Source organism: Brevundimonas vancanneytii (assembly GCF_901421975.1).
Taxonomy (GTDB): domain Bacteria; phylum Pseudomonadota; class Alphaproteobacteria; order Caulobacterales; family Caulobacteraceae; genus Brevundimonas; species Brevundimonas diminuta.
Genome location: NZ_LR588407.1, coordinates 1,921,023 through 1,940,268 on the forward strand (window position 1 = coordinate 1,921,023; position 19,246 = coordinate 1,940,268).

Sequence of the window (19,246 nt, forward strand, 5' to 3'; positions counted from 1 at the left end):
CGTGCAGGAGCCGGTCATGACCGTCACGCCTCTTTCGCCGTCCGTCGACACCCGCGTCCTGGCCTCGCCCGTCAGCGGCCCCGTCGCCGGATCGCCTTCGACCAGCCGGGTCGATCAGGCGCTGGACACGATCCGCGACCGTCTGAACGAAGGCTTCTTCAACGACGTCTCCCAAGGCGACCTTCGGGACATCAGCACCACGCTGAACGGCCTGACGGCGCAGGAGCGCAACGCCGTCGTCTCCGAACTGTCCGACGCCGAGCTGAACAAGTGGACGGACGAGCTCGACAACTCCGGCTTCCTCGGCATGGGCGGCGGGCTGAACGTGGACGAGCGCCGCGACCTGCACGCGACGCTGGGCGGCTCGCTGGACGCCGCCCAGTTGGAGCGCGTCTACAACGCCTATGACAACCGCGAGCAGAAGATCGAGCTGGCGCAGGGCGTCGCCGCCCACGCGACGTCCGACGTGAAGACCGGCTTCATCGCCGCCCTGGCGCCCCAGACGACCGAGGCCGACAGCATAGGCGGCGTGATGATCTCCGACATGGGCGACGCCGAGGGCCTGGCCGTGGCCCATGTGCTGGGCAGCCTGGGCGGCAACGCCTCGGCGCTCAGCACAGCCTATGCATCGTTGAACGACACCCAGCTGTCGGCCGTTTTCGAGGCCGGAACCCAGCAGACCATGTACGCGAACATGCAAGGGGGCGCGCCGACCTACAGCTATGACGCCGGACCGCTGGCCGCAGCCGTCGACGCCGCCGCCACCAGCCCCGACGCCGAGCTGAAGGCGCGGGTGTTCGAACTGGCGGGGCGCCAGATGGCCAGCGTCTCGAGCGCCAACGGCGTGCTGACGCCTTCGGTCGGGACCGGCGACGCCGCCGACGAAATCCGCGCCGGCATGGAGGGCCTGCTGAAATCCGACGTCAACGGCGTCGTCGAGGCGCTGGAGCAGGATTATCAGGCCGGCAAGGGCATGACCGCCTTCCTGCAGGAGACCCTGGGTCAGGACGGCGGCGCCGACACCATCCGCGGCCTGGTCGACCAGCTGGCGCGCGGCAATGATCTGAAGGGCGACATGCTGCAACGCTTCACCGCCCCGACGCAACAGGACGGCGGCGTCTTCTATCCGGCCGCCGAGCGCATGGGTTACTTCTCCGGCGCCCTGCACCAGGCCTTCGAAGGCGTGAACAAGGGCGCGGCCGAGAACGTCGAGACGCTGAAGACCATCTTCGGCTTCGCCACCGGCAAACTGCCCGGACCGAGCGTCGGCGATGCGACCGGCTGGCTGAGCGACAAGGTCTTCGACACGGCCCTGAGCCAGTATCAGAGCGGCCAGGCGGACCTGTTCGAGAGCATCGTGGCCCTGACCACCCCGACCGGCGCGGACGGCCGCCGCCCCTATGACGGCCCGGCCGAAGTCAGCTACAACGAGGGCTGGGAGTCCGTGACGCGGATCCCGCTGAACTGATCCTCAGAGTCTGGCCGCGCCCGGACGGAAAGGACGCGGCCTTGCCTGCCCCCCGTTGGCTTCCAATCCTGGCGACCCTGACCATGCTGACCGCGTGCGACTCCTCCCCCGAGACGCCAAAAACCACGCCCTCGGCCGCCGTCACGAGCGAAAGCTTCATCGCGGCAGCCGCCCGGATCGATGCAGAGTCCCTGTCCGCCCTGGCCGCCGCCGTGGACGCCGACCCTGCAGGCGTGGCGAACCAGCTTCAGAGCGGTCTGGGCGGCCGCCGCGCCTTGCAGGCCTACGCCGCCGCCATGCTGGAGAACGGCGAGGCGGCGCGCCTGGGACGGCAATGGGCGACGCTGACGGCCGATGTCCCTGCCCTGTCCGCCTCCGAACAGAAGGACGGAGGCGTCTGGCGCCCTCGCGCCGAGGACGCCGGCTTCTTCACTGGCGGGGTCGCCGCCGCGCTGTCGCAAAACCCCAAGGCCCTGCCCGACTTCGCTCAAGGCGCAGGCGTCGCCCCGCCCGCTCCCGGCCAGGACGTCGCCGAATGGCTGTCACAACGCGTCCGCGCCCTGCCTCGCCCCGCCCGCGACGCCTTCGACCAGGCTCTGCGCGCAGGCGCGGTGCGCTAGGCCTCCAGTCTAGGGAAGACCCTAGCAGCGCGGTTCGGCGAGCAGCGATAGGGTGACTGCATAGGATCGGGAGGCGACCATGCAGATCGACCGGATCGGCGCGACATCGTTCCAACCTCAGACGACGCCCGCGACGGCGCGCTTCGACGACGATCCGCGCGTCGCCCTGGACTGGGCGCCGCCGCCCGCCGCGCCGGTTTCGGCTCAGGCTGCGGCCGCCCCGGCCCGTTCGGACAATGTCGTCGACCTGGACACAGCGCGCACGCATCTGGCGCTGTCGGCCGATGTCTACAACGACACCCCTTCGCCGCCCGACGGCTGGCGCGTGGCCGGACCGGACGACCTGGACCGGCTGCGCCTGACTCCCGACCTGCTGGAGCGCGCCGATTCCGAGTTCCGCGCCCGCGTCTATGTCAGCGACGAGGGCGGCCAGACCCGCCACGTCGTCGCCTTCCGCGGCTCCCAGGCGGGCGAGGACTGGCTCAACAACGGTCAGCAGGCGCTGGGCCTGTCCTCAGAGCACTATGACAAGGCCCTGCGCATCGGCCAGCGACTGGCCGCCGTCGAGGCGGACGTCACCCTGACCGGCCATTCGCTGGGCGGCGGCATGGCCTCGGCCGCGTCCCTGGCGTCGGGCCACGACGCGGACACCTTCAACGCCTCCGGCCTGCACGCCTCGACGATCGAGGCCGCCCAGGCGGGCGGGCGCCCGACGCCCGACATCGACGCCTTCTACCTCAAGGGCGACCCGCTCAGCCTGCTGCAGGACGGCGGCGACCGCATCATCCTCGGCGGCCTGGGAGCGGTTCTGCTCGGCCCGCTCGGCGGCGTGGCCGCCGGATGGGCGGGCGACGCGCCCGGGGCTGTCGGCGACCGCATCCCCGTGTCCCCCACCCCGCCCGAGGACCAGTCCTGGTGGAATTGGACGCCCGGCGCCCTGCACGGCGTCGAATGGTTCCAGTCCAGCCTGGACGCCATGCGATAAGGAGGCGGAACGGCCTCGACCCGCCGACCGTTCAGCGCCAAGATGCCCGGACGCCTCTTTACGCCAATCCTTCTCGCCGGAGTTCTGATGAGCGGTTGCGACGCCCGCGCCGACGGTTTTGTCGTCGGCACCGTCCTGCCCTCCCCGGCCAGCGTGGCCGCGTTGGGCCGGGACGGACATTCCACCCGCGACATGGTCGAGGCGGTCCGCGACGGCGACCTGGCGAAGGCTCGCCGCCTGCTGGACGCCGATCCCGCCCTGGCCCGCATCGGCGACGGCCGGAATCTGGATCTTCTGACCCTGGCCGTCGCGCGCGACGACCGGGCTATGGTCAGCCTGCTGCTAGAAAAGGGCGCCCCGCCCGACGGCCCGAACGGCGAGACTTCGCTCAGCTTGGCCCTGCGCGCCCGCGAGCCCTGGCACGCCCAGGCCCTGCTTCAGGCAGGCGCCTCGCCTGACCCGGTCGCGCCTGACGCCTTCTGGCCGCTGGACGAGGCCATCGCCTTGAACTCGCTCGGCGCCGTGCGTCTGCTGCTGGATCACGGGGCCGACGTGAACCGGGCCGACCGCACCGGGGGCACGCCGTTGGAAGCCGCCGTCGCCATGCGCAACTACCGCATCGCCGAACTTCTGCTGGAACGCGGCGCCGATGCCTGGGCGGTCGGCGTCAACGGCGACACCATCGCCGCCGCCCTGGACGCCCCCGTCCGCCCTGCCGAGCCCGCCGAGGCTCAGGCGGAAACGCGCGTCAAAGCCCGCATGACCGCCGCCGGCTGGCGCTTCCCCCCGCCCTCGGCCCAGGTCGTGCGCGCCGAAGTCCTGGCCGGCCGCTGGCCTCCCGCCGACGCCCAGGGCGGCCGCCCGCCCTCGCCCGAACTGGTGCGGCGGATGCGAGAGTTGTGGCCGCAGTAGTACGCCGCCCTCGCGGTCCGCTCAGCCCGAAAATCAATACCCCCAGGTCAATCGTGCTGAGCCGAATCCGCCTCCAGCTTCTGGCGCATTGGCCCGAGGACGACGCGCACTGATCAGGCGGCGCTCACAATCAGGCCCCTTCGCCCGCCGCCCACGCCGCCCGACGCGACACGCGCCTGACGAAGGTTGCGGCGCACACTAAAAAAACAGGTCATTTTTGCGATATAATGCAAAATATTCGACAATAATATTTCAAATTCATATTTTTCGAGAGCTAATAAGAAAAAATATTTTGCACCGCGAGCCGGCAGCCCGCTTAATACGCAAATGCAAAAAAGCGGTCGTTCCAACCCTGGCGGTTTTCTGATCGAGCAGCGTCGGCTGGAGAAACAGCCCGCTGATCTGCGCGTAGGCGCCTTCACGGAGATCACGCTCAAACCGACCGCCGCTGGCGGGACGGCCCAGGCGTCGCGTTGCACCGACTGCGGCGTGCCCTTCTGCCAGAACGCCTGCCCGCTGCAGAACAACATCCCCGACTGGCTGGCCCTGTCGGCGGACGGCGACCTGCGCGAGGCCTGGCGCGTCGCCTCGGCCACCTCGACCATGCCGGAAATCTGCGGCCGCATCTGTCCGCAGGACCGCCTGTGCGAAGGCGCCTGCACCCTGCAGCAGTCCGGCTGGGACGGCGTCACCATCGGCTCGGTCGAGGCCTGGATCGCCGACACCGCCTTCGACAACGGCTGGGTCGAGCCCATCCGCCCCCTGGCCGAGCGCGGCCAGAGCGTCGCCATCGTCGGCTCCGGCCCCGCCGGTCTGGCCGCCGCCGATCGCCTGCGCAGCGAAGGCTACGCCGTCACCGTCTATGACCGCCACGACCGCGCCGGCGGCCTGCTGACCTACGGCATCCCCGGCTTCAAGCTGGAGAAGCGCATCGTCCAGCGCCGCATCGACCGCCTGGTCGAGGGCGGGGTCGAGTTCGTGCTCAACACCAATGTCGGCGTCGATGTGACGATGGATGAGCTGCGGTCGCGCCATGACGCGGTGCTTTTGGCCATGGGCGTCTATCAGGCCCGCACCCTGGGCGTTCCCGGTCGCGGTCCGAACGACACCGTCGCCGCGCTCGACTTCCTGATCGCCCAGAACCGCGTCGACTGCGGCGACGCCGCCGACGCCTCCGCGCCCCACGCCGCCGGTCGCGATGTCGTCGTCGTCGGCGGCGGCGACACGGCCATGGACTGCGTCCGCACGGCTATCCGCCAGGGCGCGAACAGCGTCGTCTGCCTGTATCGCCGCGACCGCGACAACATGCCTGGCTCGGCCCGCGAGGTGCAGAACGCCGAGGAGGAAGGCGTCCGCTTCGAATGGCTGGGCGCCCCCAAGGCCCTGATGTCCAAGGGTGATACAGTGACGGCCGTCCGCGCCCAGCGCATGGCCCTGACCGAGGCCTCGGCCGGCGGTCGCCGCGACATCGCCCCCGTGGCCGGCTCCGACTTCGACCTGCCCGCCGATCTGGTGATCGAGGCCCTGGGCTTCGAGCCTGAAGCCTTTGCCGAACAGCTCGACGCCGGCCTCGGCCTGACCAAATGGAACACCCTGCAGGTGGCGCGCGGCGGTTTCGCCACCACCCTGCCCGGCGTGTTCGCCGCAGGAGACGCCGTGCGCGGCGCCTCCCTCGTCGTCTGGGCCGTGCGCGACGGCCAGGACGCCGCGGCCGAAATCGACCGTTACCTGCGCGCGCGTACCGAGGAAGCCGCAGCATGACCGACGCAATTCAACAGAACTGGTTGGCCCAGTACGAAGAGAACCGCGCCCGTCTGATCGAAGGCGGCGCCTATGACCCGTCGTCGGAGCGTGACGCCTGCGGCGTGGGTCTGGTCTGCGCCATCGACGGCAAGCCGCGTCGTGAAATCGTCGAGATGGCCATCAAGTCGCTGAAGGCAGTGGCCCACCGCGGCGCGGTAGACGCCGACGGCCTGTCCGGCGACGGCGCGGGCGTCATGATCGAACTGCCCCAGGCCTTCTTCGCGGCCCAGGTGCGCGCCGTCGGCCAGACCCTGCGCCCCGGCCCCATCGCCGTGGGCCAGGTCTTCCTGCCGCGCACCGACCTGGGTGCCCAGGACCACGCCCGCGCCATCGTCGAGGCCGAGGCCATCCGCTCGGGCTTCTACATCTACGGCTGGCGCCAGACGCCGCTGGATCTGTCGGTCGTCGGCGTGCGCGCCGACGCCACCCGGCCCGAGATCGAGCAGATCATGCTGGCCGCACCGGAAGGCATGGAGATCGAGGAACTGGAGCGCGAGCTCTTCCTGTGTCGCCGCCGCATCGAAAAGGCGGTGCAGGCGTCGGGCCTGAACGGCTTCTACCTGTGTTCGCTATCGGCCCGCTCCATCGTCTACAAGGGCATGGTCCGCGCCGAGCTGCTGGGTCAGCTGTATCACGACCTGAACGACTCCACGGTCGTCGCCGGCTACGCCGTCTTCCACCAGCGCTACTCAACCAACACCTTCCCCGAGTGGAAGCTGGCCCAGCCCTTCCGCATGCTGGCCCACAACGGCGAGATCAACACGCTTCAGGGCAACCTGAACTGGATGCGCGCCCACGAGATCCGCATGGCGGCCTCGGCCTTCGGCGACCGCGACCAGGAGGTCAAGCCGGTGGTCCAGCCGGGCGGCTCGGACTCGGCGGCCCTGGACAATGTCTTCGAGGTTCTGGTCCGCGCCGGTCGCCCCGCCCCCCTGGCCAAGGCCCTGTTGGTCCCCGAGGCCTGGTCTTCGGACGACGTGGTGATGAAGCCCGAACACCGCGCCCTCTATGCCTATTGCAATGCGGTCATGGAGCCGTGGGACGGCCCCGCCGCCCTATGCGCCGTCGACGGTCGCTGGGTCGTGGCCGGCAAGGACCGCAACGGCCTGCGCCCTCTGCGCGCGGTCGAGACCGTGGACGGCCTGCTGCTGGCCGGCTCCGAAGCCGGTCTGGTCCCCCTGCCCGAGGGCCGCATCAAGCGCCGCCTGCACATCGGCCCCGGCAAGCTGATCGCCGTCGATCTGAAGCACGGCCGCATCTATGACGAGCATGAGGCCGTCGACGCCCTGGCCGCCGCCCAGCCCTACGAACAGTGGCTGGAGAACATGGTCGATCTGGAGCCCATCATCGGCCCCGGACCAGAACCGCGCGCCGCTGTCGGCGAGGCCCTGATCCGTCGCCAGATCGCCGCCGGCTTCAGCCGCGAAGATCTGGACCTGCTGCTGGACGCCCTGGTTCGCGACGGCAAGGAGGCCGTGGGCTCCATGGGCGACGACGCCCCGCCCGCCGTCCTGTCCAGCCTGCCGCGCCCCCTGGCTCACTACTTCCGCCAGAACTTCTCCCAGGTCACCAACCCGCCCATCGATCCCCTGCGTGAAGCCGGGGCCATGAGCCTGAAGACCCGCTTCAAGAACCTGGGAAACATCCTGGCCCAGGACGAGGCCCAGACCGAAGTCTTCGTGCTGGACAGCCCGGTCCTGACCACCGGCATGTACCAGCGCCTGCTGGGCGTCGTCGCCGACGGCTCGACCACGGTAATCGACTGCACCTATCCGGTCCCGGCTGAAGGCGACCGTTCCGGCGCGGGCCTGCGTCAGGCGCTGGACCGCATCCGCGACGAGGCCGAGGCCGCCGCGCGCGAGGGCGCCACCCTGATCGTCCTGACCGACGAGCACGCCTCGGCCGAGCGTCTGGCCGCGCCCATGATCCTGGCCACCGCCGGAACGCACGGCCGCCTGATCGCGGCGGGTCTGCGCACCTATTGCTCGCTGGTCGTGCGCTCCGCCGAGACCCTGGACCCCCACGCCTTCGCCGTTCTGGTCGGGGTGGGGGCCACCGCCGTCAACCCGTGGCTGGCGCAGGAGTTGTTCCAGGAGCGTCTGGACCGCGGCGCCTATCCGGGCCTGACGCTCCACGACGCCTGCCTCAACTATAAGCACGGCATAGAGGCCGGCCTGCTCAAGGTGCTGGCGCGCAAGGGCATCAGCATCATCTCCGCCTATCGCGGCGGCTGTGAGTTCGAGGTTCTGGGACTGTCGCGGGCTCTGGCCGCCGAGTTCTTCCCCGGCGCCCCGTCGCGCATCTCCGGCATCGGTCTGGCCGGTCTGGAGCAGGCGGCGCTCAAGCGTCATGCCGTGGCCTTCGGCGCGGCGATCCCCTCTCCGTCGATGGGCGGCTTCTTCCGCATCCGTGCGGGCGGCGAGGCCCACGCCCATGACGCGAAGACCATCCACCTGTTGCAGGACGCGGTGAACCGCGGCGACTACAAGCGCTTCAAGCAATACTCCGCCGCCGTTCGCGAGCAGCCGGATCTGGCCCTGCGCGACCTGCTGGACTTCAAGGACGGCCTGACCCCGGTCCAGCTGCACGAGGTCGAGAGCGTCTCGGACATCCGCCGCCGCTTCCTGTCTCAGGCCATGTCCCTGGGCGCCCTGTCGCCCGAGGCGCACGAGACCCTGAACATCGCCATGAACCGGATGGGGGCGCGCGCCGTCTCCGGCGAGGGCGGCGAGGATCCGGCGCGCTACGTCCCGCGCCCCAACGGCGACAACGCCAACTCGGCGGTCAAGCAGGTGGCCTCGGGCCGCTTCGGCGTCACCGCCGAATATCTGAACCAGTGCCGCGAGATCGAGATCAAGGTCGCCCAGGGCGCCAAGCCCGGCGAGGGCGGCCAGCTGCCCGGCTTCAAGGTCACTGAATTTATCGGCCGTATGCGTCACGCCGTGCCGGGCACGACCCTGATCAGCCCGCCGCCGCACCACGACATCTATTCGATCGAGGATCTGGCCCAGCTGATCTACGACCTGAAGGCGATCAACCCCGACGCCAAGGTCACGGTCAAGCTGGTCTCGGCCACCGGCATCGGCGCCATTGCGTCCGGCGTGGCCAAGGCCAAGGCCGACGCCATCCTGATCGCCGGCCACAACGGCGGCACGGGCGCCTCGCCCCAGACCTCGGTCAAGCATGCGGGCATGCCGTGGGAGATCGGTCTGGCCGAAGCGCATCAGGTGCTAAGCCTGAACCATCTGCGCTCCTCCGTCAGCCTGCGCGCCGACGGCGGCATCCGCACCGGTCGCGACGTGGTCCTGGCCGCCCTGCTGGGCGCCGAGGAATACGGCATCGGCACCTCGGGCCTGATCGCCATGGGCTGCCTAATGGTACGCCAGTGCCACTCCAACACCTGCCCGGTCGGCGTCTGCTCGCAGGACGAGCGCCTGCGCGCCAAGTTCACCGGCACGCCGGAGAAGGTGGTCAACCTCTTCACCTTCATCGCCGAGGAGGTCCGCGAGATCCTGGCCTCCATCGGCGCGCGCACGATCGACGAGATCGTCGGCCGCACCGATCTGTTGCGTCAGACGCGGCGCGGCGGATCGCATCTGGACGATCTGGACCTCAACCCCCTGCTGATGAAGGTCGACGTCGACCGGCCCGGCCGCTGGGCCGACAAGGCGCGCCAGCCCGTCCCCGAAAGCCTGGACGCCCAGGTCTTGAAGGACGCGAGCGCCTTCCTCGAGCGCGGCCAGACGCTGGAGCTGTCCTATCCGCTGAACAACACCCAGCGCACCGCCGGCGCCGGGGTGTCCTCGGCCATCGTCCGCAAGTTCGGCCCGCAGGGCCCGCAAGGCCGTCTGAAGCTGAAGCTGGAAGGCATCGCCGGTCAGAGCTTTGGCGCCTTTGGCGCGCGCGGCCTGATCCTCGACGTCACCGGCGAGGTCAACGACTACGTCGGCAAGGGTCTGTCGGGCGCCGACATCCACGTCCGTCCCCATGAGTGGCGCGCCGACCAGCAGATCTGCGGCAACACCACCCTCTATGGCGCCACCTCCGGCCGTCTGTTCGTGGCGGGCGCGGCGGGCGAACGCTTCGCCGTCCGCAACTCGGGCGCCGAGGCCGTGGTCGAGGGGCTGGGCGCGCACGGCTGCGAATACATGACCGGCGGTCGTGTGGTCGTGCTGGGCTCGGTCGGCTGGAACCTGGCGGCGGGCATGAGCGGCGGCGAGCTGTTCGTCCTCGACGCCGACGGTCGCGCGGTTCAGGCCCTTAACGGCGACATGGCCGGGGTCGGTCGCATCAACGCCGAAGCGGAAACCCGACTGAAGGCCCTGATCGAGGCCCACGCCTCCGCCACCGCCTCGCCTCTGGCCAAACGCGTCCTGGCCGACTGGTCGGCGTTCGCGCCGCGCTTCGTCCGCATCGCGCCCAAGACCGTCCTCGCCGCCGAGGCCGCAAACACCGACGTCATGCTGGCCCAACCCGCCTGACGTCATCCCTTCCGCAGCGTCTTCTCCCCGAGACCCTCATGACATCACCGACGATTTCCAAGGCCGCAGCATTCTGTTGCGGCCTTTTCGCCGTTGCGCTTGCCGCGCCCGCCCTAGCCGCAGCGCCCACACCTGCCCTTCTGGCGCATCAGGTTCCGCTGGCGCTGGACGGTCCCGGCACGGCATGGATTCTGACCTCGACGGCCCTGGTCCTGATGATGACCCTGCCGGGTCTGGCGCTCTTCTACGGCGGCATGGTGCGCAAGAAGAACCTGATCGCCACCATCGCCCATTCGACAGCGGCCATGGCCATCGTCACCGTCCTGTGGTTCATCGCCGGCTACACCCTGTCCTTTGGGACCAGCGATGGACCGGCCAACGGCTTCATCGGCAGTCTGCAAGCCCTGTTCCTGAACGGCGTCGGGGTGAAGACGGCCCACGCCCTGACCCCCGGCCTGCCCGAGTTCCTGTGGATCGGCTATCAGCTGACCTTCGCCATCATCACCCCGGCCCTGATCGCCGGCGCCTTCGCCGAGCGGATCAAGTTCTCGGCCAGCGTCCTCTTCTTCACCCTGTGGCACCTGATCGTCTATGCGCCGATCTGCCATCAGGTCTGGGGCGGCGGCTGGATGGGCGAGCTGGGCGTGCTCGACTTCGCCGGCGGCGCCGTAGTCCACGTCAATGCGGGCGTGGCCGGTCTGGTCTGCGCCATCGTTCTAGGCCCGCGTCACGGCTGGGGTCGCGACAACATGGCCCCGCACAACCTGGCCTTCACCGCCATCGGCACAGGCCTGCTGTTCGTCGGCTGGATGGGCTTCAACGGCGGCTCGGCCGCGGGCGCCAATGAGATCGCCGCCGTCGCCGTCTTCAACACCCTGCTGGCCCCCGCGGCCGCCGCCGTCGGCTGGATCGCGGTGGAGTGGACGCTGAAGAAGAAGCCGACCCTGCTGGGCCTGCTGACCGGCGTGGTCGCGGGCCTAGTCGCCATCACCCCGGCCGCCGGTTTCGTGGATCCCACGGGCGCCTTCCTGATCGGCCTCATCTCGGGCCCGATCGCTTATGTCGGCGCGGTCTGGCTGAAACACAGACTCAAGTACGACGACAGCCTCGACGCCTTCGGCGTGCACGGCGTCGCCGGCATCGCGGGCGCCCTGCTGACCGGGGTCTTCGCCAACGCCGCCGTCAATCCTCTGGCCGAAGGCGCCACGCTGTGGAAACAGGCCGTCGGCCTAGGGGGCGCCATGGTCTGGAGCGCCGTCGGCACCTTCGTCGTGCTGATGATCTGCAAATACATGGTCGGCTTGCGCGTCCAGACCGAGGCCGAGATCGAGGGCCTCGACTTCAGTCAGCACGGCGAGGCCCTGCATTAGCCGGCGGCCTGAAGACACGCCAAAAAAAGGGGGCGGCTCTCGCCGCCCCCCTCGATTGACGTCGTTTGCCGACCTCAGTCGTTCCGATAGGTCACGCCGCCCTTCATGACGTATTTGACGTGCTCCAGCGTCGTCACGTCGGTCAGCGGATCGCCCGAGACGGCGATCACGTCGGCGGCGTAGCCGGGCGCCAGGCGACCGATCTCGTTTTGCAGGCGGAAGTGGGTCGCAGCGCCGACGGTGGCGGCGCGGACGGCTTCCAGCGGCGTCAGGCCAGCCTGGACCAGCAGGGCGAACTCCTTGGCGTTTTCACCATGCGGCGACACGCCGGTGTCGGTGCCGAAGGCGATCTGGATGCCGGCGCGGTGCGCTCGGCGCGCCATGTCCAGCATCTGCGGACCGGCTTCCAGCGACTTCTTGCGCTGGTTCGGCGTGAAGAAGGTTTCGGGACGGGCGGCTTCGCGAGCGACAAAGTCCCCGGCCAGCAAGGTCGGCACCAGCCAGCCGTTGTTGGCCTTGAAGATGCGGATGGATTCGTCGTCCAGGAAGGTGCCGTGCTCGATCGAGTCGCCGCCGGCGCGCAGGAAGCTGTTGATGCCGTCCGTGCCGTGGGCGTGGGCGGTCACCGTACGGCCCATGAAGTGCGCGGTCTCGACGATGGCCTGCAGCTCCTCATTGGAGAACTGCTGGTTCAGGCCCGCGCCGGTGTCGGACAGCACGCCGCCCGTGGCCGTGATCTTGATGATGTCGGCGCCCGCGCGCACGCGTTCGCGCACCGAGCGGCGGCAGTCGTCAGCGCCCGAGCAGACGCCGTTCTGACGCAACACGGGCACCAGGGCGCTGTTCACGCCGTTGGCGTCGCCGTGGCCGCCGTGCGGCGTCACCGTACCGGCCGAGACCAGCAGACGCGGGCCGGGAATCTTGCCCGCCGCAATGCCGTTGCGCAGGGCCACGACGGCGTCGCTCGCGCCGCCCAGATCGGCGACGGTGGTGAAGCCGGCGCGCAGCGTCACCAGGGCGTAGGCCGCGCCCTGAACGGCGGAGTCGGCGGCGGTGTTGGTGAAGCGGGCGACGCGGTTGCCCTCGCCCTGCTGGTTGGTGATGTGGACGTGGCTGTCGATCAGGCCCGGCAGCACGAACTTATCCGACAGATCGACCACGTCGCCCTGGCCGACGAAGCCGTTGACGATCTCGCGCACGCGACCGTTCTCGATCACCAGGGTCTGGTTCTGGGTCACGCGGCCGGTGGCCGGATCAGCCAGCAGGCGCCCGGCGTGAATATAGGAGACGGTCGGAGCGGCGGCGGCCTGTTGCGCCACGGCCGGGGTTGAAGCGAGAAGAGCGGCCGCAAGGCCGACGACCCATGATTTCTTAGATGACAACTGCACTGTCCTCCTCCACGCGGCGATAGGTCGCCGCCCCATTTGAAATACTACCGGCGCGAGGCCGGGATCAGGTGCGGCGGGACGGTCGCCCCGCCGCTATGACTTCAGATCTCCTTGCGGAGCTCTAGAAGGTCTTGGTGACCGCGACCGTGTAATAGCGGCCGATGGTGTCGTAGTTCTGCGGATCGTAGGTGCCGCGAACGTCCCCCACCTGCGGCGGCGCTTCATTGAACAGGTTGGTCACGGTGAAGCGCAAGGACGTGTCGTAAGGCAGCGTCACCCGGGCGTTGAGGTCGAACACGTCATAGGCGTCCACCCCGCGCGCCGTGCTGGTCGGCGAGGTAACGCGGGCGCTGTTGATCATCTCCGACATGTGGCGCCAGCGCAGGCCGACGTTCCAGCTATCACGCGAATAGGTGACGCTGGTCGACGCCTTCCACTCGGGGTGCGCCTGACCGGCGTTGGCCTCGATCGCCGTCCCCCAGGTGCCGGCGTAGTCGTACGTCGGCGCGCCCGGCAGGGCCTGGATCTCGAAGCTGTTCAGATAGCTGATCGCCGAACTGACGCTGAGCTGCCCCTCGTCCGGCAGGCCGACATCGCCCAGGTGCAGTCGCCAGTCCAGCTGCAGGTCGATGCCGGTGACGTTGAACTGGCCCAGGTTCAGCAGAGGCTGACGCGGGTTGATCATATAGCCGTCGTTGGTCCCGCGATCCTGCAAGGTGCAGTAGTAGTTGTTGGGATCGAACGTCGGGTTGTTGCCCCCGTCGTTGAAGCAGTAGCGGATGCCGTTGCCGACGCCCAGGACGCCGACCGCATCGGCCACCTTGATCTGATACCAGTCGATCGAGGCGCTGATGTTGCTCAGCCAGGGCGACTGGAAGGCCGGCTGCAGCACCGTGCCGAACGAATAGGTGTCGGCCGTTTCCTCCTGCAGGTCGGGGTTGCCGCCGGTCAGGGCGAACACCTGGGCGGCGCCGAACTGGAAGTCGTTGATCAGGGCCGAAGGCACGCCCAGGGACACGCACAGCGCCTTGACCTTTTCGGCGTCGGGGCCGTTGCGGAACGAGCTGCGGTAGTCGCAGGGGTCGCCGTTGGTGTTGCTGGCGGAGGGGGTGCCGATGTCGACCGTCGCCGAAGAGACGGGGGAATACAGCTCGCCCACGCTGGGCGCGCGCACGGCGCGGTTGTAGCCGCCGCGCAGGCGCAGCACGTCGTTCACCTGCCAGTTCAGGTCCGCCTTATAGGCGTGGACGCCGCCGACCGAGCTGTAGTCGGAAAAGCGATAGCCTAGATCCATCTCCAGCGACTTGACGAACGGCAGGTCGCGCAGCAACGGCACCAGGAACTCGGCGAAGACCTCGGTCGTATCCACATCGCCGGAAGAGGCCCGCAACTCGCTGTAGCCCAGGATGTCGCTGGTGCCGTCCGGCTGGTCCAGGGCGCTGTCGGGGCGGAAGTCGAAGTGGTTGTAGCGATAGCCCAGGCCGGCTGCGAAGCGCACCTCGCCTGCGGGCAGATTGAACAGGCCGCCCTGCATCGAGGCCTCGGCCATGCGCTGGGTCAGCTCATTGGTGTTGGTGGTGTTGCGGCGCACATAGTCCACGCACTCGGCCGACGGATCATGGTTGCCGAAGGGGTTGAAGCCCCCGGCGCAGAATTCCGACCCGCCGGTGGGGCTGTAGAGCAGGCGCGTGATGGCCGAGCGGCTGACGCCGCCGGTCTGCACATTCTCGAAATCAGCTTTGGACGCGCTGGCGTAGGCTTCCCAGGTCCAGTCCTTGTAGCCCACCTGGCCCGACAGCCCGCCGATGAACTGATAGACGTTGTAGGCGTAGGATTGCAGGCGCTCGCCCGCGAAATCCAGATCCTTCCATAGGGCGAAATCCGCCGTGGGGTTCGGCCGCGAGGCCAGGATGTGGGCGAAGTCGGCCCCGATGTAGGGGTTGGTCACCGGCGCCGACAGGGCATAGGCCAGGCCCGCCAGCGTCGGGTTGAAGGTGCCCTCAGATTCATAACTGGTCAGCGAACCTTGCAGGAAGAAGTCGATCTCGGGCGTGATCTGATAATCGACGCGGCTGAACAGCGAATAGCGTTCGTTCTCATTCTGGATGCGCCCGCGGTTCCAGCCCCACAGCATGTTGGTGCCGGCGGCGTTCAGGAAGTGGTTGTCGGTCTCGGGATCCTTCAGGTTCATCACGGGCGAGGCGCCGCCCAGGTTGAACAGGCTCTGGTCGCCGGTGTTGAAGCCGATCTGGCCGTTATAGAAGTCGCCCGCGCCCAGCACGGGATTGACGCCGTACTGCCCCACGAAGACGTCGTTCACGGCGCTCAGCGTCGGACGGTTGCTGCCGAACCAGGCCGCCCCCTGGGAGATGATGGCCGTGTTCGACTGGCGGTTGCGCACGAAATAGTAGTCGCGCTTGGACTGATAGGCCACGTCGCGCATGGAGTAGTCGAGCGAGATCACCGCCCGGCCGCGCCCCTCGGCGAAGGCGTCGCCGGCCGTGATCGACGTGCGGAAGGTCTCGCCGTCGCCGTAGTCGCTGACGCCGTACTGGGACGCGACCGTAACCCCGCTGAAGTTGCGCTTCAGGATGAAGTTGACCACGCCCGCAGTGGCGTCCGAACCATAGGCGGTCGAAGCGCCGCCGGTGATGACCTCGACATTGCCGATCAGGGCTTCGGGGATGATGTTCAGGTCGACCGAGCCGTCCGGGTTGGACGGCTGCAGACGTTTGCCGTCCAGCAGCAGCAAGGTGCGCTTGGCCCCCAGGCCGCGCAGGCTGGCGTAGGCCTGGCCGCCGTTCAGAGAGGTGGAGGAAGACCCGGCCGTGCTCTGCCCCATGGCGCCCGAGAACTGAGGCATCTGGGTCAGGGCCTTTTCAACCGTGACCTGTCCGGTGTTCTCGATGGCCTCGGTGGTGACGGAGACCAGCGGGCTGTTGGAAGCGTAGTCGCGGCGGGCGATGCGCGACCCCGTGACGACGATTTCACTGACTTCGACGGCTGCGCCCGGATCTTCGGACGCTTCCTGAGCGACGGCGGCGTTCGCCGCGCTCATCAGGGCGACTGACGCGCACCCTCCGGCCAACAGGACGCGATACATCGCGGGGCCACGGCCCCGAGAACCACTAGAAAACATGAAATCCCCTCTATTGCTGACGTTCTCACCAGCGCCCCTCAGCGCGGGCTGATCCCCCAAAAGGCCCCCTTTTCGCCACTTTATTTTAAGCGAAAAATTTCTCCACACGGCCCGCATTGATATTTGAAATTCGAAATCATTTTCGAATTTGGGGGCTGATTGCAAAATCTCTGCCCATTTCAAGGCGGATGTGATGACGCTTTGAGGGAGAACTCAATTCCAGGGGGCGATTGAGACGCGAGGATCGGCGCGGCTCATCACGTTTCGTTCCAGTCGTCGATTCCTTGTCGACGGCGCCCAAGCGAACGCCAGCCCAAGAGACAGGGTCATGATCGCCCGGCACGGCCGAGGGGCGCGCGCTTCGCCGAGCGTGCATCCCGACGCAGACGGCCGCCCGCCTCTGCGAGGGGGCCGCCGCCCTCGTTTCGATCTCCGCCCGCACTCACTTGTGTAGTGTTATGATATAACATAATAGCAACCTTCTTCATGAACGGGGATGTCATGCACACACGATCGATCCTGCTCGCGGCCGCGAGTTTTTCAGCCGTATCGACGGCGGCCTGGGCGAACGCCCTGCCGCAATCGGGCCCGGCCTCGACGCGCGTCGAGGATGTGGTGGTGACGGCCGACGCACTGGGTCGATCCGGCAAGGATGTGGTGTCCAATGTGGCGGTGCTGCGCGGCGACGAACTGATCCAGCGCCGACAATCGACGCTGGGCGAAACGCTGAACGGCCTGCCGGGCGTCAACTCCGACACCTTCGGCGGCGGGGCCAGCCGTCCGGTGATCCGCGGCCAGACCGCGCCCCGCATCAAGGTTCTCAGCGACGGCTCGGCCCTGATGGACGCCTCGGAAGTCTCGCCCGACCACGCGGTCGGCGGCGAGCCTCTGCTGTTGGAGGGCGTCGAGATCCTGCGCGGCCCATCCGCCCTGCTCTACGGCGGCGGCGCCATCGGCGGGGCGGTCAATCTAATCGACAGGAAGATCCCTACGCGCGTACCCGAAAACGGCGGCGAAGGCGTCGCCGAGTTCCGCCTGGGCACGGCGGACAATGAAGAGGCGGGCGTGATCGGCCTGACCGCCGGGGCCGGCTCCTTCGCCATCCGCGTCGAGGCCGCCGGTCGCCGCACCGACGACTACGAGGTTCCGAACTTCGACGAGGCCACGCTGGACGGATCGTTCAACCGCAGTTCGACCGCGACTCTGGGCCTGTCATGGATCGGTTCGCGCGGCCATCTGGGCGCCGCCTATACGGAGCAGCGCAGCGAATACGGCCTGCCCGGCCACAGCCACGAGTACGAGTCCTGCCACCCGCACGGCTCCAAGCTGCATTGCGGCGGCCAAGACCACGGCGACGGCGACCATGGCCACGATCATGACCATGACCACGATCACGACCATGTCCCGATCGTCGACCTGATCAGCAAGCGTGTGGACGTGCGCGGCGAGATTCAGGATCCGTTCGCCGGGATCGAGCGCATCCGCTTCCGCGGCGGCTTCACCGATTATCGCCACGACGAGATCGACGACGGCGAGATCGCCACCACCTTCACCAACGAAGGCTATGACGCCCGCATCGAGGTGCAGCACGCCGCCATCGGCGGAGTGCGCGGCGTGATCGGCGCCCAGACATCGCGCAGCGACTTCGCCGCCGTCGGCGCCGAGTCCTTCATCCCTGAAAGCCGGACCGAGAACCACGCCCTGTTCCTGGTCGAGGAATACGTCGCCGGCGACTGGCGCTTCGAAGGCGCCCTGCGCCAGGAATGGCAGGACGCCCGTGCGCGCGGACGACCCGACGCCGAGCACAAGCCCTTCTCCATCTCCGGCGCGGCCAGTTGGACCTTCACGCCCGGCTATGTCGCCAGCGTAAGCCTGGCCCGGTCGCAGCGTGCGCCGACGGCGCAGGAGCTGTATGCGCGCGGCGTCCACCTGGCCACCAACACCTATGAGATCGGCGATCCCGATCTGGACGTCGAAACGGCCGTCTCGATCGAACTGGGCCTGAAGAAGATCGAGGGGGCCACGACCTTCGCCGCGAGCCTGTATCGCTATGATTACGACGGCTACGTCTATGCGCGGACGCTGGATCAGTTCGAGGACTTCCGCCTGATCCGCTACACCCAGGCCGACGCCCGCTTCGCCGGGATCGAGGGCCAGATCACCCACGACTTCCGGCCCGGCCTGTCAGCCACGGTGTTCGGCGACTACGTCCGCGCCGAGCTGAAGGGCGACGGGGGCGACCTGCCGCGCATTCCCGCTGGCCGACTGGGCGCGCGCGGCGACTTCTATCAGGGGGCCTGGTCCGGCAACCTGGAATACGTCCACGTCTTCACGCAGGACCGCATCGCCGCCTTCGAGCGCAAGACGCCCGGCTACCACATGGTCAACGCCACCTTGGCCTATGATGTCCCGACGATCGCCGACATCAACGGCCAGGTCTTCCTGCGCGGGACCAATCTGCTGGACGATAAGGCGCTGAACCACGCCTCCTTCATCAGCAATCTGGCCCCCTTGCGCGGCCGCAATCTCGTTCTGGGATTCCGCGCCCGCTTCTGACCGCCCTTCCCTCTCCTCCTCCCCCGCCTGGCCGCGGCGTCATCGCGACGCCGCGGCCGCCCCTCCCCCGAAAGGACCGCCCATGACCACCCGCGCCCAGACCTGGGGAGACGCCGCCGCTATCGGCCTGTCCGGCCTCTGCATGATCCATTGCCTGGCCCTTCCCCTGATCGCGGGCCTGTTGCCGGTTCTGGGGTTGTTCGCCGAGGCCCCCTGGGTGCACTGGGCCTTCGCCCTGACCGCCGCGCCCATCGCCGCCTGGACGCTGACTCGCCCTGCGCCGGACGGCCGTCGCGCCTGGCCCCTGATCGGCCTTGGCGCCGTCGGCGTCGCCCTGCTGTTCCTGGCCGCCGCCGAATGGCCGACACACGAGGCCGAGACGCCGATCACCGTCGCCGGCGGCCTGCTGCTGAGCGCCACCCACCTGATGAACTGGCGACGCAGGCCCCACGCCCACTGATACCCGGCAAGACCATTAACCGCCGTCGCGCGACCGAAGAGCTGACGCACCTCGGCCGCTTCGC

At 68.6% G+C, this 19,246-nt stretch carries 11 protein-coding genes; 9 read left to right on the forward strand and 2 right to left on the reverse strand.

The features are described 5' to 3' along the window. The first annotated feature begins 16 nt into the window (after positions 1 to 16). From FGL25_RS09475 to FGL25_RS09505, 7 genes are all read left to right on the forward strand, one after another. Positions 17 to 1,468 (forward strand): hypothetical protein, encoded by a 1,452-nt coding sequence (locus tag FGL25_RS09475; RefSeq protein ID WP_138141558.1) that lies wholly within the window; start codon positions 17 to 19, stop codon positions 1,466 to 1,468. Between the two features lie 41 nt (positions 1,469 to 1,509). After that, on the forward strand, positions 1,510 to 2,088 hold the full coding sequence (locus tag FGL25_RS09480) for a hypothetical protein (protein ID WP_138141559.1): 579 nt from the start codon (positions 1,510 to 1,512) through the stop codon (positions 2,086 to 2,088). Positions 2,089 to 2,167: 79 nt separating this feature from the next. Continuing rightward, a complete protein-coding gene (locus FGL25_RS09485; RefSeq protein ID WP_112999265.1) occupies positions 2,168 to 3,073 on the forward strand; it encodes a DUF2974 domain-containing protein in 906 nt (301 codons plus the stop codon). 87 nt (positions 3,074 to 3,160) lie between these two features. Then, the gene (locus FGL25_RS09490; RefSeq protein ID WP_157678050.1) at positions 3,161 to 3,985 is read left to right on the forward strand and encodes an ankyrin repeat domain-containing protein; all 825 of its coding nucleotides are present in this window, start codon (positions 3,161 to 3,163) and stop codon (positions 3,983 to 3,985) included. 327 nt (positions 3,986 to 4,312) lie between these two features. After that, positions 4,313 to 5,746, forward strand: a complete 1,434-nt coding sequence (locus FGL25_RS09495) for an NAD(P)-dependent oxidoreductase (RefSeq protein ID WP_138141560.1) — start codon at positions 4,313 to 4,315, stop codon at positions 5,744 to 5,746. Beyond that, on the forward strand, positions 5,743 to 10,269 hold the full coding sequence (gltB, locus tag FGL25_RS09500; protein WP_138141561.1) for a glutamate synthase large subunit: 4,527 nt from the start codon (positions 5,743 to 5,745) through the stop codon (positions 10,267 to 10,269). Before FGL25_RS09495 ends, gltB begins: the two co-directional genes overlap by 4 nt. A gap of 38 nt (positions 10,270 to 10,307) precedes the next feature. Further along, complete coding sequence (locus FGL25_RS09505; protein ID WP_138141562.1) at positions 10,308 to 11,639, forward strand: ammonium transporter; 1,332 nt, start codon at positions 10,308 to 10,310, stop codon at positions 11,637 to 11,639. A gap of 74 nt (positions 11,640 to 11,713) precedes the next feature. On the opposite strand, the gene FGL25_RS09510 is transcribed toward FGL25_RS09505, so the two are convergent. Together FGL25_RS09510 and FGL25_RS09515 are read right to left on the reverse strand one after the other, a co-directional pair. Further along, positions 11,714 to 12,958, reverse strand: a complete 1,245-nt coding sequence (locus FGL25_RS09510) for a metal-dependent hydrolase family protein (RefSeq protein WP_003164536.1) — start codon at positions 12,956 to 12,958, stop codon at positions 11,714 to 11,716. 190 nt (positions 12,959 to 13,148) lie between these two features. Further along, positions 13,149 to 16,085, reverse strand: a complete 2,937-nt coding sequence (locus FGL25_RS09515) for a TonB-dependent receptor domain-containing protein (protein ID WP_167493323.1) — start codon at positions 16,083 to 16,085, stop codon at positions 13,149 to 13,151. Positions 16,086 to 16,667: 582 nt separating this feature from the next. Here FGL25_RS09515 and FGL25_RS09520 point away from each other — a divergent pair. Together FGL25_RS09520 and FGL25_RS09525 are read left to right on the forward strand one after the other, a co-directional pair. After that, complete coding sequence (locus tag FGL25_RS09520) at positions 16,668 to 18,722, forward strand: TonB-dependent receptor domain-containing protein (RefSeq protein ID WP_252970107.1); 2,055 nt, start codon at positions 16,668 to 16,670, stop codon at positions 18,720 to 18,722. 82 nt (positions 18,723 to 18,804) lie between these two features. Then, positions 18,805 to 19,182 (forward strand): MerC domain-containing protein, encoded by a 378-nt coding sequence (locus FGL25_RS09525; RefSeq protein ID WP_138141565.1) that lies wholly within the window; start codon positions 18,805 to 18,807, stop codon positions 19,180 to 19,182. The last annotated feature ends 64 nt before the right edge of the window (positions 19,183 to 19,246 follow it).